12 protein-coding genes are annotated in these 16,035 nt (G+C 59.3%); 4 read left to right on the plus strand and 8 right to left on the minus strand.

What is annotated here, in order from left to right:
- Positions 1-126: 126 nt before the first annotated feature.
- Genes NK667_RS11620 through NK667_RS11630 form a run of 3 tightly spaced genes read right to left on the minus strand, consistent with a single transcriptional unit; the run spans position 127 to position 3,419 of the window.
- Positions 127-1,077: an HlyD family secretion protein gene (locus NK667_RS11620; RefSeq protein ID WP_054614813.1), complete on the minus strand. Its 951-nt coding sequence runs from the start codon at positions 1,075-1,077 to the stop codon at positions 127-129.
- 4 nt (positions 1,078-1,081) lie between these two features.
- Entirely contained in the window at positions 1,082-1,282 is a 201-nt protein-coding gene (locus NK667_RS11625; RefSeq protein ID WP_054046186.1) for a DUF1656 domain-containing protein, read from the minus strand.
- Entirely contained in the window at positions 1,272-3,419 is a 2,148-nt protein-coding gene (locus NK667_RS11630; protein WP_054614814.1) for an FUSC family protein, read from the minus strand. Before NK667_RS11630 ends, NK667_RS11625 begins: the two co-directional genes overlap by 11 nt.
- A gap of 204 nt (positions 3,420-3,623) precedes the next feature.
- Here NK667_RS11630 and NK667_RS11635 point away from each other — a divergent pair, with 204 nt between their 5' ends.
- The 4 genes from NK667_RS11635 to NK667_RS11650 all read left to right on the plus strand — a co-directional run bounded on the left by NK667_RS11635 (position 3,624) and on the right by NK667_RS11650 (position 9,050).
- The gene (locus tag NK667_RS11635; protein WP_054046190.1) at positions 3,624-4,523 is read left to right on the plus strand and encodes a bestrophin family protein; all 900 of its coding nucleotides are present in this window, start codon (positions 3,624-3,626) and stop codon (positions 4,521-4,523) included.
- Between the two features lie 76 nt (positions 4,524-4,599).
- The gene (locus NK667_RS11640; protein ID WP_054614815.1) at positions 4,600-5,655 is read left to right on the plus strand and encodes a tetratricopeptide repeat protein; all 1,056 of its coding nucleotides are present in this window, start codon (positions 4,600-4,602) and stop codon (positions 5,653-5,655) included.
- 225 nt (positions 5,656-5,880) lie between these two features.
- The gene (locus NK667_RS11645; protein WP_054614816.1) at positions 5,881-7,383 is read left to right on the plus strand and encodes an ATPase domain-containing protein; all 1,503 of its coding nucleotides are present in this window, start codon (positions 5,881-5,883) and stop codon (positions 7,381-7,383) included.
- Complete coding sequence (locus NK667_RS11650; protein ID WP_054614817.1) at positions 7,380-9,050, plus strand: ATP-binding protein; 1,671 nt, start codon at positions 7,380-7,382, stop codon at positions 9,048-9,050. Before NK667_RS11645 ends, NK667_RS11650 begins: the two co-directional genes overlap by 4 nt.
- A gap of 183 nt (positions 9,051-9,233) precedes the next feature.
- Here NK667_RS11650 and NK667_RS11655 read toward each other — a convergent pair whose 3' ends face one another.
- The 5 genes from NK667_RS11655 to NK667_RS11675 form a co-directional block, all read right to left on the minus strand.
- The gene (locus NK667_RS11655; protein ID WP_054046198.1) at positions 9,234-9,611 is read right to left on the minus strand and encodes a response regulator; all 378 of its coding nucleotides are present in this window, start codon (positions 9,609-9,611) and stop codon (positions 9,234-9,236) included.
- Positions 9,612-9,688: 77 nt separating this feature from the next.
- Positions 9,689-10,870 (minus strand): hybrid sensor histidine kinase/response regulator, encoded by a 1,182-nt coding sequence (locus tag NK667_RS11660; protein WP_054046200.1) that lies wholly within the window; start codon positions 10,868-10,870, stop codon positions 9,689-9,691.
- A complete protein-coding gene (locus NK667_RS11665) occupies positions 10,864-11,457 on the minus strand; it encodes a chemotaxis protein CheB (protein WP_054046203.1) in 594 nt (197 codons plus the stop codon). The genes NK667_RS11660 and NK667_RS11665 overlap by 7 nt, the downstream gene beginning before the upstream one ends.
- A complete protein-coding gene (locus NK667_RS11670; RefSeq protein ID WP_054046205.1) occupies positions 11,454-12,269 on the minus strand; it encodes a CheR family methyltransferase in 816 nt (271 codons plus the stop codon). Before NK667_RS11670 ends, NK667_RS11665 begins: the two co-directional genes overlap by 4 nt.
- Positions 12,270-12,296: 27 nt before the next feature.
- Positions 12,297-15,788 (minus strand): response regulator, encoded by a 3,492-nt coding sequence (locus tag NK667_RS11675; RefSeq protein ID WP_054616253.1) that lies wholly within the window; start codon positions 15,786-15,788, stop codon positions 12,297-12,299.
- Between the last annotated feature and the right edge of the window lie 247 nt (positions 15,789-16,035).

Genomic DNA, 16,035 nt, shown 5'->3' on the forward strand with positions numbered 1-16,035 from the left:
GTCGCGAAGCGGCGCCAAAACCTGCAACTATGATATGTCAGGCAAACAGAGTGAATTGTTCACGACTGCTTCGCAGCCGAACGGGGGCAAGCCCCCTCGCCACACAAGCCCGCTCCCACAAGGGGTTTAGTGGTGCCCCTCCATCACGGTGACGGTTGCCGTGGTACCCGCACGCAACCGGTTCTTGGCCGCATAGTCCGCATCAATCTGTATCCGCACCGGCACCCTTTGCGCCAGTTTTACCCACGTATAACTGGGGTTGATGCTGGCCAGCAGGCGACCGCCGGGGGCGTTTTCACGGTCGGCGATGGCGAACGCAATGCTTTGCACCGTCCCGCCAAAGGTTTCGCCGCTCATCAACTCGATCCGCACCCGATCGCCCTCCTCGATTCGCGGCAGCTTGGTTTCTTCGAAGTATCCGCTGACATAAAAGGAATCGCTGTCCACCAGCGCCAACAACGCACCGCCGGCCGTGGCGTAATCACCCTGACGGGTCAGCAGGTTGGTGACATAACCACTGACCGGCGCTTCGACCCGAGTGCGCTGCAAATCGAGTTCGGCCTGGGTCAACGCGGCGATCGCCAATTGCACATTCGCCTGCGCCAGACCGAGATTGGCCTGGTTGCGCAGCAACTCGGCCTGGGCCACGGCGACTTCGGTACTGGATTTTTCCCACTCCTCGCCGGAGATCGCGAACCCCAGTTTCAACTTGCGCCGCCGCTGCTCTTCGCTTTGACGCTGCTTAAGCAAGGCTTCGCTGGAGACAATCGAAGCCTGTGATTGGCCGAGGGTCGCTTTCGACACTTCCACCGAACGCTTGGCCCGCTCCACCGCCAGGCTGTAGCGCGCCGGATCGATCTCCAGCAATAACTGGCCTTTCTCCACATGTTGGTTGTCCTGCACGCCCAGGCTGACGATGCGCCCCGCCACGTCGGCCGACAACGTCACCACATCCGCACGCACCCGTGCATCCCGGGTCCAGGGCGCGCGGGTGTAATGTTCCCAGGCGAACCAGCCAAGGATGAAAGCCAGCAACACCACTGCGACAGTCGCGAGTCGGGCAAGGATCTTCTTCAAGGCATCAGGCTCCCATGACCAGGATCAGCGTGGCGCAAACGCAGGCATACAAGGCTCCTTCGAACAGCGCTTCATGCCAGACGAAACGCAACACACCCAAGCGCCGCAGCAACCAATCCAGCAGCAGGAAAATCGGCAAGGCCAGCAACAGGGCCTGGGCAATCGGCGGCAGATAGACCCCGCCTACTTCCAGATCAATGGGCAAGGGCCGGTACTCCTTGTGCGTTTGCAGGTTGAAAGTAGTCACGGTAGCGCTGCAGAAACGACACCACGATCAGCAACGCTACACGCATGCGGAACACCGACCACAGGTGCTCATGGACATCCACGTGCAGGTCGTCCATTTCATCGCCCAAGACCCGCAAGATGCTCAACAGTCGTTCAACATCAATCCCGGGCCGCCCGGCGACCAACCTTCCGGTATCACGGACCGCGCCCAATAAGCGATTTTGTTGATCGGTACTGAGCAAGGTGTTGCCCTGCCCTTGCTGCCTGAGCTGATTCAACGCCACCCCCAGCGCCATGCAACCGAGGCTGACTTCGAACAGCTCGCGGGAACGCCGATCCTCAATCGCCGGGAGCAAGCCGAGCATCATGGTCAGGCGATCGACCATGCGGCTTTCAAAGGCAAACTGCTGCTCATCGGTGGCCGGCGTCTTCATCAAGGCGTAGACCTGCTCGCAGTTCTCATTGAACAACCGGCGCATCCGCAACACCGGTCTGAACGGGAAGATCAGCGCATAGACACTCAACGCGAGGACGGTGGCGCAGGTATAAGCGCCGGCAAACTCGAACCACTGGATCGCAGTGTTCTGGCCGCTCCCGATGTTTTGCGGCCCCAACAGCAGAAACGTCGACAACCCAAGCCCAATCGCGGTGCCGGTGGTGGCCGGCGTGGTCAGGCCGACCGCCACGGCGTACAGCAATGGCGCTAACAGCAACGCGAGCAATTCGAAGTTACTGATCATCGGAAACAGCAGAAACAGATAGAGCGCCGAAGCCACTAATGCCAATACCAGGCCTCTCGCATAAGCCTGGGCGGCTAGCAGCGGGCGCGGGAATGTCGCCATCAGCGAGCAGAGAATGCCGACCAGCACCATTCCGCCACGGGCGCCATCCCAACCCGTTTCAATCCAGATCAGGCCCGCGACCACCAAAGCAGTAAAGGCGCGGATGGCATTCATTGCTGCCAAGGTGAAATCCAGGTGCAGCGGATTTTCCTGGCCGCGAAACATGCAGCTCGCTTCGCGCCCATCCTGTATCGCGTCGCTCAGCTCCAGAATCTGCTCCAGTTGCTGCAACATCCGCGCTTGCTCCCACCGCAGTGCCCAGGCCAGAGAGCGCAAAGTGGCGGTCATGGTTTCGGTCAGTTGCTCGGCCTTATAAGCCAGGTTATCGAACCGTTGTTGCAGCGCGACGAAATGCTGGCGAGCTTCGGGCGACAGCGAGCGCCCCTGCACCGCCAGTTCATCGAGAAAGGCCAGCTCTTCGGCACGCAATGCCTGTATGTCCACGGGCAATGCGCCTTGCCAGCGCTCGGCCAATAACTCCCGCTGGTGACGCAACGCCGTCAGCCGTGAGGTCAGCAACACCAGCTGATTGCCCAGCAACTGCACCAGGCTATTGGCACTGCGCAGCCGTGGCGCGTCGAAGTACAAATGCCTGCGCAACCCTTCCAGCGCGCTGATCTCACCCAGCAGTTGCATCTGTCGACGATGGAAATCGGCTTCGCTTTCCTCAGTACGAATCACCGCCGCCGCGTGGGTCGCCAACAGCTTGATCACCTGATCGACCTTGGCGAAATAGTTGCGGGCCACCGTCTCCGGTCGCGCGGTCAGCAAGCTGACCACGCATACGCAAGCGACGGCCAACAAGGTTTCGGTCACCCGCGTTACCGCGAGCAGGAACGTGCCGTCCTGGTCCGGCACCGACAGCAGCGCGACCACCACCGCCGTATAGCCGCTGAGCACAAACGCCTGGGAACTGGTGTAGCGCAACAAGGTGCCGCCAGCGGTACACAGCGCCAGCCACAAGGCCAGGGTAATAATGAAAGGCAACGGCGCCTGGGGGAAAATCGCCATGATCAACACCGCGACCGCCGCGCCCATGGTGGTGCCGATCACTTGGCCGAAGCTTCGGGCCAAGGCCATGCCGCCCAATGGCTGACTGACGATGACCACTGCCATGATCGACCACTTGGGTTGGTCGAGGTCGAACACAAATGCCAGGTACAACGTCAGCAACCCGGCCGAGATGGTTCTCAGGGCAAACAGCAACACCCCTTGGCCGGGGTTGAGCATCATCCTGAAGTATTGAAGCAGCGGTTGCATGGGCGCACTCATTGAGTCATCTCAAGCAAGCGTAGTCACTGCATCAAGACCTCGACAGGTTTCAAAGTCGACAGAAGTCGTAGGCAATTTCGCCGATGAGCCACCTGTTTTCGATAGATGCGCTCGATAACCCCGTCAGCCATAGCAATTGGACAGAAGCGCACTGGCCCCCTAGGCTTGAATCGCTGCGAAAGCGTCTTTGAATAAGCCTTACCCATGATCGTGCGTCCCAAGCCGAACCTGATCGGCATCCTGTTTTCCCTTAAAGGCTCGATTGCCAAGCGCATTGCCTTGCGCAGTCTTTTAGTGACCCTGCTCGCCTCGGTGATTGTGCTGGTGGAAACCTGGCACCCGGACTCCTTCTCCAAGGTCAGCGCCACGCCGTTCACGCTGCTGGGTTTGTCGCTGTCGATCTTCATGAGCTTTCGCAACAACGCCTGCTATGACCGTTGGTGGGAGGGTCGCAAGCAATTGGGCCAGTTGATCATCGAGGTGCGCTCGCTGATCCGCCAGACACAAGGCTTGATGGACGCCGATGAACGCGAACTGCTGTTGCGTGAACTCTGCGGCTTCGCCCATGGACTGGTTGCCCGCCTGCGCTTTGAAAGTGAACGTCAAGCCGTCGCGCCCTGGACGCCCGACCCCATCGATCATCAACACCCGAACATCCCCGACGCCTTGTTGCAGCGAATCGGCGCGCGCTGCTCGGAACTCGCCGAGCTCGGCCGCATCAGCGAATGGCGCTACACCCAACTCGAGTCGCGGCTGGTCAGCCTGAGCCAGGTCCAGGCCAGTTGCGAGCGGATCAAAAGCACGCCACTGCCCTTCCCTTACACCCTGCTGCTGCACCGCACCATTTACCTGTTTTGCATCTTGTTGCCGTTTGCCATGGCCGAACCGCTGGGATGGCTGACGCCGGTGTTCACCGCCATCGTCAGTTACACCTTTTTCGGCCTCGACGAGATCGGCGACGACCTCGAAGACCCGTTCGGCTTCGATGAAAACGATTTACCGTGTAACGCGATATTGCGTACGCTGGAGCGCGAAGTGCTGGCCGCGTTGGGCCAAACCGATTTGCCGCCAGCCCTGGAGCCTGTCGAGTACGTTTTGAACTGAGCCAGGGTTTGACTCGACGCCGCGCCTGACCGAAGCTGACGGCTTTGCAAAAGCTCGCCAGCTCCCGGATCCGTGCATGCCCCAGTCCCGCCGCTACCTGCTTATCAGCCTCTGCGTCCTGTTTGCCGTTGCCCTCGCCTGGTTTTTCCTGCGCAGTACCACGCCCGTGGTGCCGGAGGCGATCAAACATGGCTACAGCGAAGCGCTGGCCCAGGCGCGCGCCGGTCAACCGGGTGCGGCTCGGGTGCTCTACCAGCAATTGGGCCGTCCTGACTTGTCGGCCAAACGTCGCATCTGGCTGCTCGCCGAACTGCCGAACTACCCCAGCCCGCAAGCCCTGAAACTGGCCGGCACCGATTTGCAAAACACTTCGGTGGATGTGCGGATCGCGGCGATCAAAAGCGTGGTCGGCCTGGTTCCCGGCGGGCAGCGCAGTCTGCTGCTCGGTCCCTTGCTCGACGACAGTGAGCAGACGGTGCGCTTTGCCGCCGTCAACGCGCTGTTGGGTTTGTCGCCGGATGACCTGGGCTTGTATTTCGCGCCGTTGCAGCAGGCCATCGATGCTTGGGAACAGGTCCTCAAGGACGAGCCCGAAAGCGCCAATACTCACTACCAACTGGCGCGGCTGTATTTGCACAATGCTGAGTTGAAAGAAGCGCAACTGGCGCTGGAGGGCACCTTGCAGCTTGAGCCCGGCAATCTGCCGGCGCTGGTGATGCAAATCGAAGTGCTGGACAAGCAAGGCCAAAGCGATGCCGCTCGCCAGTTGCTGGCCAAACAGCTGAAGGCCCAGCCGGACTCAGCCTACCTGCAACATGCGCTCGGGCTCTGGTTGCTGCACCACGGGCAGAGTGAATTCGCCGTGCTCGGCCTGTCGAAAGCGGTTGAGCTGGAGCCGGACAACAAGGAATACCGCTACGACTTGGCCACCACGCTGCACAGCGAGGAAGAGCTGGAAGCGGCGCAAAAGCAGCTGCAGGAAATCGTCCAGCGCCACCCTGCCGACCGCAAGGCGCGGGTGTTACTGATCAATTACTGGACGGAAAGCGGACAGTTGCAGAACGTGCAGATTCTGCTGGCGCAACTGGAGCAAATGAACCCGGATGATCCGGCGTTGCAGCAGGGTCTTTAAAAGATCACCCACGCCCTGTAGGAGCACGGCTTGCCTGCGATGGCGTTCCTGAGATCGCCATCGCGAGCAAGCTTTGCTCCTACAAGATACGTGTCGATAGGTGTTGGTGGTCCCGGAAAAAAAGGTTTGAACCGTCGTCTCGGCCAAGGGTCAAGAGAAACAGGCAGTCAATTCAGGCACTTCAGGCCTGCTGCCTCGCTTCCCCTAGTCATGAGAGGGCTTTTTTTGTCTACATCTAACGAGTTGTTCAGTGCAAAAGCCGCCACCGGCATCGAAGGTCTGGATGACATCCTGGCCGGTGGGTTGTCCCGCGGACATGTGTTTCTGCTGGAGGGTGAGCCGGGAACCGGTAAAACCACCGTCGCGTTGCATTTTCTCCTTGCCGGCGCCCGAGCCGGCGAGCGCTCGTTGTACATCACTCTGTCAGAAACCGAACGGGAGCTGCGCCAAGGCGCGTTGTCCCACGGTTGGGAGCTGGATGAAAACATCCATATCTTTGAGCTGACGCCCCCGGAAAGCCTGCTCAACGCCGAGCACCAGCAAAGTTTGCTGTACTCCTCGGACCTGGAACTGGGCGAAGCGACCAAGCAGATTTTCGAAGTGGTCGAGCGGGTCAAGCCGACCCGTGTAGTACTCGACAGCCTTTCAGAAATTCGCCTGCTGGCCCAAAGCTCACTGCGCTATCGCCGGCAAATCCTCGCCATCAAACACTACTTCGTGCGCTATGACGCCACCGTGGTGCTGCTCGATGACTTGACCACCGAGTCCCTCGACAAGACCGTGCACAGCGTCGCCCACGGGGTGATTCGCCTTGAAGAGTTGACTCCGAACTACGGCGCCGAACGCCGACGCATTCGCGTGGTGAAATACCGCGGGCAGAAATACCGTGGCGGCTACCATGACTTCACCATCATGGGCGACGGTATCCACGTGTTCCCGCGTTTAGTTGCGGCCGAACACCGTGGCGGCTACGTGCGCCAGCAATTGACCAGTGGCATCAAGGAAATGGACGCCCTGCTCGGCGGCGGTATCGAAACCGGCTCCAGCACCTTGATTCTCGGCCCGGCCGGTACCGGCAAGTCGCTGATCTCGATGATCTTCGCCGCTGCGGCCGTCGCCCGGGGCGAGAAAGCGGCACTGTTTATCTTCGATGAAGAACTGGGCTTGCTGTTCGAGCGCATGAAAAACATGGGCATCGACCTACAGGCGCTGCAAGACACCGGCAACTTGCTGATCGAACAAGTAGATGCGGCTGAACTGTCCCCCGGCGAGTTTTCCCACCGGGTTCGCCGCTGCGTCGATGAGCGCAATATCAAGACCGTGGTCATCGACAGCATCAACGGCTATCAAGCCGCGATGCCTGAGGAAAACGCGCTGGTGCTGCACATGCACGAGTTGCTGCTGTACCTCAATCGCCGAGGCGCCGCGACGTTCATGACCGTTGCCCAACACGGGCTGGTCGGCGACATGCAGGCGCCGGTGGACATCACCTACCTGGCCGACACGGTCATTTTGCTGCGCTACTTCGAAGCCTTGGGCAAAGTGCGCCGGGCCATCTCTATCATCAAGAAACGTACCGGCAGCCATGAATCAACCATCCGCGAATACCGCATCAGCAGCCAGGGCATGACCATCGGCGAACCGCTGGACGCGTTCCAGGGTGTGTTGCGTGGAGTGCCGACCTACCTGGGCGCAAGCAATCCGCTGCTCAAGGACGACAAGCAATGACTGCGCTGGCGGCGACCTCCGAGCGCGCGATCATTCTCGCGCCGCTGGGGCGCGACAGCCAGATTGCACTGATGATGCTCAATGAAGCGGGCTACGACGGTGTAATCAGCCGCGACCTGCCGGGTTTGTGCAGTGAACTCGAGAAAGGTGCCGGCCTGTTGCTGATCTCTTCCGAGGCATTACTCGGCGGCGATCTGGAGCCGTTGCTTGGCTTGATAGAACAACAACCGGCTTGGTCAGATTTGCCGATTGTGTTGCTGACGTACCACGGCGGCCCGGAACAGAACCCCGCCTCTCGTTATGGTCCGCAACTGGGTAACGTGACCTTTCTAGAGCGACCTTTCCATCCGGTGACGTTGATCAGTCTGGTGACCACCGCGTTGCGCGGGCGCCGACGACAGTATGAAGCCAGGGACCGGCTGATCGATCTGAGCCAAAGCGAGCTGCGGCTGCAAAACACGCTGGAAACCCTTGAGCAACAGGTCGAGGAGCGCACCGCCGAGCTGCGCAATAACGAAGAAGCGCTGCGCCAGTCACAGAAAATGGAGGCCGTTGGCCAGTTGACCGGCGGCATCGCTCACGACTTCAACAACATGCTGACCGGGATCATCGGCAGCCTGGAGTTGTTGCGCCGACGCTTGGCTCGCGGGCGCACCGAAGACCTCGACAGCCTGATTGACTTGGGCGTGACTTCGGCCAACCGAGCGGCCGGCCTGACTCACCGCTTGCTGGCGTTTTCCCGACGCCAGTCGCTGGACTCCAAACCGGTTGTGATGAACACCTTGGTGAGGTCGATGGGCGAGTTGCTGGAACGCAGCATCAACGAGAGTATTCAGTTGGACATGCAGTTGAGCGAACAACTGTGGGTCGCCGAAGCCGACCCCAATCAACTGGAAAGCGCCCTGCTCAACCTGGTGCTGAATGCCCGCGACGCGATGCCAAACGGCGGCAAGTTGGTGGTGAAATCCTTCAATCAGCACTTGGACACCGGTTTTACCGAAGCCCACGGCAATCTCCAACCCGGGGACTACGTGGTGCTGAGCGTCACTGACACTGGCTGCGGCATGCCGCAAAGCACCATCAGCCGGGCGTTTGATCCGTTCTTCACGACTAAACCCATCGGCCAGGGCACCGGACTCGGCTTGTCGATGATTTACGGGTTCAGTAAACAGTCCCGAGGCCATGTCACCATCAACAGCGAGGTCGACCGGGGCACCACCGTCAACCTGTACCTGCCGCGTTACAGCGGCAACCTGGCGCAGGATCCCATGATGGAAGTCCAGCAGACGCCTTACGCCCAGGACGGCGAGACGGTGCTGATCGTCGAGGACGATCCGGCGGTGCGGGTGTTGGTGAGTGCGGTGTTGAGCGAGTTGGGCTATGCGTTTGTCGAGGCTGGGGATGCCGACAGTGCAGTGCCGATTCTCGATTCCGCCCAGCGCATTGATCTACTGATCAGCGACGTCGGGTTGCCCGGGATGAATGGCCGGCAGCTCGCGGAAATCGGCCGTCAGTACCGGCCGGATCTCAAAGTCTTGTTCATTACCGGGTATGCCGAGCACGCAGCAGTGCGCGGTGGTTTCCTCGACCCGGGCATGCAGATGATCACCAAGCCGTTTACCTTCGATCTGTTGACAGCGAAGGTGCGGGAGATGATCCGGATCTGAAATGCCCTGTGTAGCGCGGCTTACTGGCGATGGTGCTTTGAAGAATGCCTTCGCGGGCAAGCCTCGCTCCTACAGGGGCTGCACGTCCTTGCCCGCGAAGGCGCCTGCACGTCCTTGTAGGAGCGAAGCTTGCTCGCGAAGGCGGCCTCAAGGACGCCATCACCAGTAAACCTTACCCTGTGCTCAGGACAGCATCTGCTGCATCAATTCCTGTAACACATCCAGATCAAACGGCTTGCCAAGGATCGGCGCCTTGCGGGTAATCGGGCTGTCGGTCTCGCGGATTTCCTGCGGATAACCGCTGATGAAAATCACTTTGAGCTCCGGTCGGAGCTTGACCGCCGGCTCGGCGATCTGCACGCCGGAGATCCCGCCAGGCAGGCGGAAGTCGGTGATCATCATGTCCAGGTGCGGTTTGCTGGCAAGGATCTCGAAGGCTTGCTCGCCGTTTTCGGCCTGCAAGACCCGATAACCCTCGCCCGATAGATAGGCAGACAACACCATCAAAATCGAGGGATCGTCCTCGACAATGAGTACTACATCTTGCGCATCTTCACTCATGGGAAGCCTTTGTTCGGTCAATTGCTGCTGATACGACCGTGAGGTCGATCAGAGGTTGCGTTTATCTGGCTGCTTTCCTACAACGGCAGACAAACGCGAAATAAGGCGCCTTCGTTGATTTTGCTCTCGACGACGATGGATCCGCCATGGGCGGCAACGATTTGTTCGGAAATAAACAGTCCCAGCCCAAGTCCCGCGACCACGGTCTTGGCGGAAACCCGTTCGAACTGTTGAAAAATACGCTTCTGGTTTTCTTCACTGATGCCAATGCCACGGTCCTGAACCTCGACCCGGGCCTGGCCCTCGTGACTGTACACCCGCACATCAATCGGACCTTTGCCGCCATAACGCAAGGCGTTGGTCAGCAGGTTGGAAATCACCTGCTCGATGCGGAACTCGTCCCACGGCCCTTCCACGGGCGCATCGGCGGTAAACGTCACCGTGGACTCAGCGGCATCGAATTGTGGCGCAAAGTTTTGCAGCAGGTTGGCCACCAGCTTCACCAGGTCAAAGCGGCTCGGCCGGATCGACAGCTTGCCTGTACGAATCCGCGACACATCGAGCATGTCTTCGATCAGGCGGATCAGGCTTTTGATCTGGCGTTCATCCCGCTCGACCATGGCGTGCATCTTGTCCAGGGTGAACGCTGAGGCGTTGTCCCGGGCCAAGTGCATCTTGCGCAACTGGGTTTCGAGGATCAGGCCGTTGAGCGGCGTGCGCACTTCGTGGGCGACGATGGACATGAAGTCATCGCGCATACGCACCGCTTGCTCCAGTTCATTCTGGGTGGCCTGCAATTTCTTCAGCAGCGCCTCCTGTTCGCGGCGGCTCTGCTCCAGCGCTTCGACCTGTTGCTTCATGGCCTTGCTCTGGCGATACAGGTCGACGAACACATTGACCTTGCTCTTGACCGCGTGGATATCCAGCGGCTTGTGCAGGAAGTCCACGGCACCGCTTTCGTAGCCTTTGAACGCGTAGTTCAACTCACGCCCGGCGGCACTGACAAACACGATCGGGATGTTCTTGGTCTTTTCTGTGCCACGCATCAATTCGGCCAGTTCGAAGCCGTTCATGCCCGGCATCTGCACGTCGAGAATGGCCATGGCAAATTCGTGTTGCAGCAACAGCGACAAGGCCTCGTCGGCCGACAGCGCTTTATAGACCATGCGATCTTCACGCTTGATCAGCGCTTCTAGAGCCAGCAGGTTTTCCGGCAGATCGTCGACGATCAGCAGTTTGGCTTGGATGTTACTCAGCATGCTATTCGTTCCAGCTCGACAAGCAGACGGCCGATGCCGCGTATAGGGAGAATGTGGTCAGGTTGATGCAAGTCCAGCGCCGCTTGGGGCATGGTTGAAACCTGGGCTTCGTCCGGGTCTTGCACGACGGTAAATCCGCCACGGTGCTTGACCTGGGCCAGCCCGTTGGCGCCATCACGGTTGGCGCCGGTCAGCAGCACGGCGGCCAGCGCCGGCCCGTAGGCGTCGGCGGCAGATTCAAAGAGGAAATCGATGGCCGGCCGCGAGTAGTGCACGCGGTCTTCCAGGCTCAACGAGAAACTGCGGTCCTGCTCCACCGAGAGGTGATAGCCCGGCGCGGCGAAATACAGGGTTCCGGCCTCGACCAGTGTCTTGTCGACCGCCTCCAGAACCGGCAGCGCCACTCGCCGCGCAAACACCTCGGCCAGTTGGCTGCGGCGTTCGTCAGGCAAATGCAGTACCACGATGATCGGCAGCACAAAGCCTTCGCGCAGCGGGCTGAGGATGTTCAGCAGCGCCTCGACTCCACCGGCCGAGGCGCCAATCACGATAGCCTCTACGGTCGGCAAACCGGCTTCGTTGTTCATGATTTACGGTAGATCCGTTCTTGTTTGACCAAAGGCTCGAACTGTTTGCCGAATGCCGAGAAATCCGGGGTTTCCTTGCTGCCCAACACCAGGAAGCCACGATGGCACAGGGATTCATGGAACAAACCAAATGCACGATCCTGAAGCTTTTTATTGAAGTAAATCATCACATTACGGCACGAAATTAATTGAGTCTCTGAAAAGACACTGTCGGTTGCCAGGCTGTGGTCGGCGAACGTCACGTTTTCGCACAATGTCTTGTCGAAAATCGCGTAACCGTACGCTGCCGTGTAGTAGTCGGCAAACGAGCGCTGGCCACCGGCCTGCTGGTAGTTAGCAGTGTAGGCGCGGACGTTCTCCATGGAGAAAATCCCCTGTTTGGCCTTCTCCAGCGAACGCGGATTGATGTCAGTGGCGTAGATGATGGTGCGATCGAGCAAACCCTCTTCACGCAACAGGATCGCCATCGAATAGACCTCTTCGCCAGTGCTGCACCCGGCGATCCAGATCTTGATCGACGGATAAGTCTTGAGCAGCGGCACCACTTCCTGACGGATCGCCAGGAAGTGCGAAGGATCACGGAACATCTCGCTGACCGGAATCGTCAGCAATTGCAGCAGTTGCATGAACGCGGTCGGATCGTGCAGGACCTTTTCCTGCAGCGCCGAGATAGTCGCGCATTCGAATTGAGCCAACGCATGTGCGACCCGGCGCTTGATCGACGCGCCAGAGTAGTCACGAAAGTCATAGCTGTATTTGAGGTAGATCGCCTCGATCAGCAGCCGCAATTCGATTTCGGTATTCTTTTCCACTAAAAGCTTTCCACTAAGTGCTTTCCTTTAAATGCGTTCCATCTTCGGCAACCACACGCGGATCAGCGAGAACAGGCGATCCAGGTCGATCGGCTTGGCCAGATAATCGTTGGAACCCGCCGCCAGGCAGCGCTCCTGATCGTCCTTCATGGCCTTGGCCGTCACCGCGATGATCGGCAGTTTGCGCCAGCGCGGATCCTGGCGGATCAAGGTCGTGGCCTCGAAACCGTCCATCTCCGGCATCATCACATCCATCAACACCAGGTCGATGTCCTCGACCTCATTCAGTTTTTCAATCGCTTCACGACCGTTACGACCGATCACCACGACTGCGCCTTTTTGTTCCAGTGCACTGGTCAGGGCGAAGATGTTGCGCACATCGTCGTCCACCAGCAGCACCTTGCGGCCCTCGAAGACCTTGTCGCGACTGCGCGCGGTCTTGAGCATCTTCTGCCGCTCATGGGACAACTGGGATTCAACTTTGTGCAGAAAGAGTGTCACCTCATCCAGCAGTCGTTCTGGCGAGCGGGCGCCCTTGATGATGATCGAGCGCGAATACTTGCGCAGCTCGGCTTCTTCATCCCGCGTGAGGTTACGCCCGGTGTAGACGATCACCGGCGGGAACGAGCAGATGTCTTCGGTGGACATGCGCTTGAGCAAATCGTTGCCGAGCATGTCCGGCAGTTTCAGGTCGATGATCATGCAATCGAAAATCGTCGTGCGCAGCAGGTCCAGCGCTTCCTGGGCGAAACCGACCGCGGTGATCTCGATGTCTTCGTCGCCGATCAGGCGGGCAATGCTGTCGCGCTGCAAATCGTCATCTTCCACCAGCAAGACCTTCTTGACCTTCTGGGTCAGCTTGGCCTCAAGGCGGGCAAACACGTCCTTGAGCTCTTCGCGGGTGGTCGGCTTGACCGCATAACCGATCGCACCCATGTGCATCGCGGCTTCGACCCGGTCTTCGACCGAGATAACGTGGACAGGGATGTGGCGGGTTTCGGCGTGTTCCTTCAGACGCTGCAATACCGTCAGCCCGGAATGATCCGGCAGGCGCATGTCCAGCAGAATGGCGTCGGGGATGAATTCCCTGGCCAGGTCATAACCTTCGTCGGCACCGTGGGCCACCAGGCACTGATAACCCAGTTCATGGGCGAGGTCATAGAGGATGTGCGCGAAATTCACCTCATCTTCCACCACCAGAATGCAGCGCGTGGCGAACGGTGCCTTGGCGCGGTCGTCGTTGAAACGCGGGATGTCGACTTCAGCAATCAACGGCACCGGAGCGGCTACCGGGACGCTTGGCACGTAGGCCACCGGCGTCGCGCGCATCGGTTCGATTGGCTCATCGCCGGGTTCGACGTACTGCTGCGGCAACACCAGGGTGAATGCACTGCCCTGCCCCGGTTCGCTGGTGACGCTGATCGAGCCACCAAGCAGATTCGCCAGGTCGCGGGAAATCGACAGGCCCAACCCCGTGCCGCCATAACGACGATTGGTGGTGCCGTCGGCCTGACGGAACGCTTCGAAGATGCTTTCCTGCTGATCAGGAGCGATGCCGATCCCGGAATCGCGCACGATGAAGGCAATCCCGTCGCCCGGTTGACTGGTCACGGTCAGGCTGACGCTGCCTTTTTCGGTGAACTTCACCGCGTTCGACAGCAGGTTCTTGATCACCTGCTCCAGGCGTTGGCGGTCGGTGTAGATCATCATCGGCGAGCCAGGCTGCAACTCGATCTGGAAGTCCAGATTCTTGTCCGTGGCCATCGGCTGGAACATCCCGCGCAAACCGTCCACCAAGCGCGCGACGCTGGTGTTTTCCGGACGCATGTCCAGCTTGCCGGCCTCGACTTTGGAAATGTCGAGAATGTCGTTGATCAGGTTGAGCAAGTCATTGCCAGCCGAATAAATCGACTCGGCGAACTTGACCTGTTCGGCAGTGAGGTTGTCCTGCGGGTTCTCCGCCAACAGCTTGGCCAGGATCAGCGAACTGTTCAGCGGCGTGCGCAGTTCATGGGACATGTTGGCGAGGAATTCGGACTTGTACTTGCTGGAGCGCTGCAATTCTTCGGCGCGGTCTTCCAGCTGAATCTGCACCTGATTGAGCTCGGTGTTCTTCTGGTCCATGGCGTCGCGCTGATCGGCGAGGATCTGCGCCTGTTCGGCCAGTTGCTCGTTGGTCTGCTCCAGCTCCACTTGCTGGGTCTCCAGGTGCGCCTGGGACTCCTTGAGAATTCGCGACTGCTCTTCCAGCTCTTCGTTGGCAGTCTTGAGTTCTTCCTGCTGGACCTGGAGTTCTTCGTTGAGCTGCTGGGTTTCGGCCAACACTTCCTGCAAGCGTTGACGGTAGCGAGCAGCTTCGATCGAAGTGCCGATGTTGCCGGCAATCAGCTCGAGCAGCTCGATATCACGTTCATCCAATGGGCGCAGGAAGCCCAGTTCGATCACGCCATTGACCCGGTCATCGTCGCTGGTCGGCACCACCAGCACACTGTGTGGCAAGCCTTCACCCAGGCCAGAGCTGACCTTGAAGTAATCGGCAGGTACGTCGTCCAGGCGAATCAGCCGCCCCTGTTTGACCGCTTGGCCGACAATCCCTTCGCCGTCATAGATCGACTGATCCTGTGCCTCCTGCTCACGGGACAAACCGTAAGAAGCCACGCGCTTGAGGCCGCCATGTTCTTCGCGCACATAAATGGCCGCCACGGCGGTGCCCAGGTATTGCGCACAGAATTGCAGGATGTTGCGTCCCAGCAAGTTAAGGGTCAGTTGCCCCAGCACTTGCTCAGCCAGTTCGGTCTGGCCACTGCGCAGCCAGCCTTGTTTCTCCAGGCGCGCGGCGCTGGCCTGTTGGGCCGCCATGTTGGCGCTGTAGTTCTGCGAAAGATTCAGCAAGTCGCGACGGCCAATGTAGGCCAGCAAGGCACTGATACCCGCCACGAACAGCAAGTACAGGGTGATGCTCCAGATCGTGGTGCGGCGCACTTCTTCGTTGCGCGTGGTGCGCAACTGCTGCTCCATGTCGATCACATCCTGGAACTGGGCACGGATTTCATCGGTCAGGCGCTTGCCGCGCCCGGCCTTGACCGCGCCGCGGTAGTCACCGCTGCTGCGCTGCAAATCGATCATCGATTGCGCGTAGGTGGCCCATTCGGTTTGCAGGGCCTGAAGGCGGCGCAAACGGTCGGTCTGCACCGGGTTATCAGCGGTCAGTTCGAGCAAGGTATTGAGGGCGACCGCGATTCTCGGCCTGGCCGTTTCGTAAGGGTCCAGGAAGTGCTCGTCACCGCTGAGCAGGAAACCGCGCATCCCGGTTTCCAGATCCACCGTCAGCTTCACCGCTTCATTGGCGTTATTGATCACCCGGTCGGTGTGCTCCACCCACTGGATGACCGACAACAGGTACGTGATCAGCGCTACAAAGAAAACCGCGCTGATTGCACCTACGCCAAGCGGCAAACTGACGTTGCGGCTCAGGAGTTTACGGAAGCGTTGCTCGTCAACCGAAGACGCAGAGGTCATGGGGAAGGCCTTGTCGAACTGTTGAAAACCAAGGAGTTTGCCCCAAAACGGCCCCATTGATCTAATTTTCTGACTGCTTTGTTAGCAAATTCCAGCAATTAACTGCTCTTGATCAATGCCGCGCGTTATCCTTGCCTATTGTTGTACAGCGATTGTTTTTTGCATCGGGTCGGGAACTTGTCGGGGTCTTGCATTTACTCAAGCAAGAGACCGGCGATTTCGATCGACCGCCGACCCGTAAATCCAC

Origin of the sequence: Pseudomonas nunensis, assembly GCF_024296925.1 — a bacterium.
GTDB classification, from domain to species: domain Bacteria; phylum Pseudomonadota; class Gammaproteobacteria; order Pseudomonadales; family Pseudomonadaceae; genus Aquipseudomonas; species Aquipseudomonas nunensis.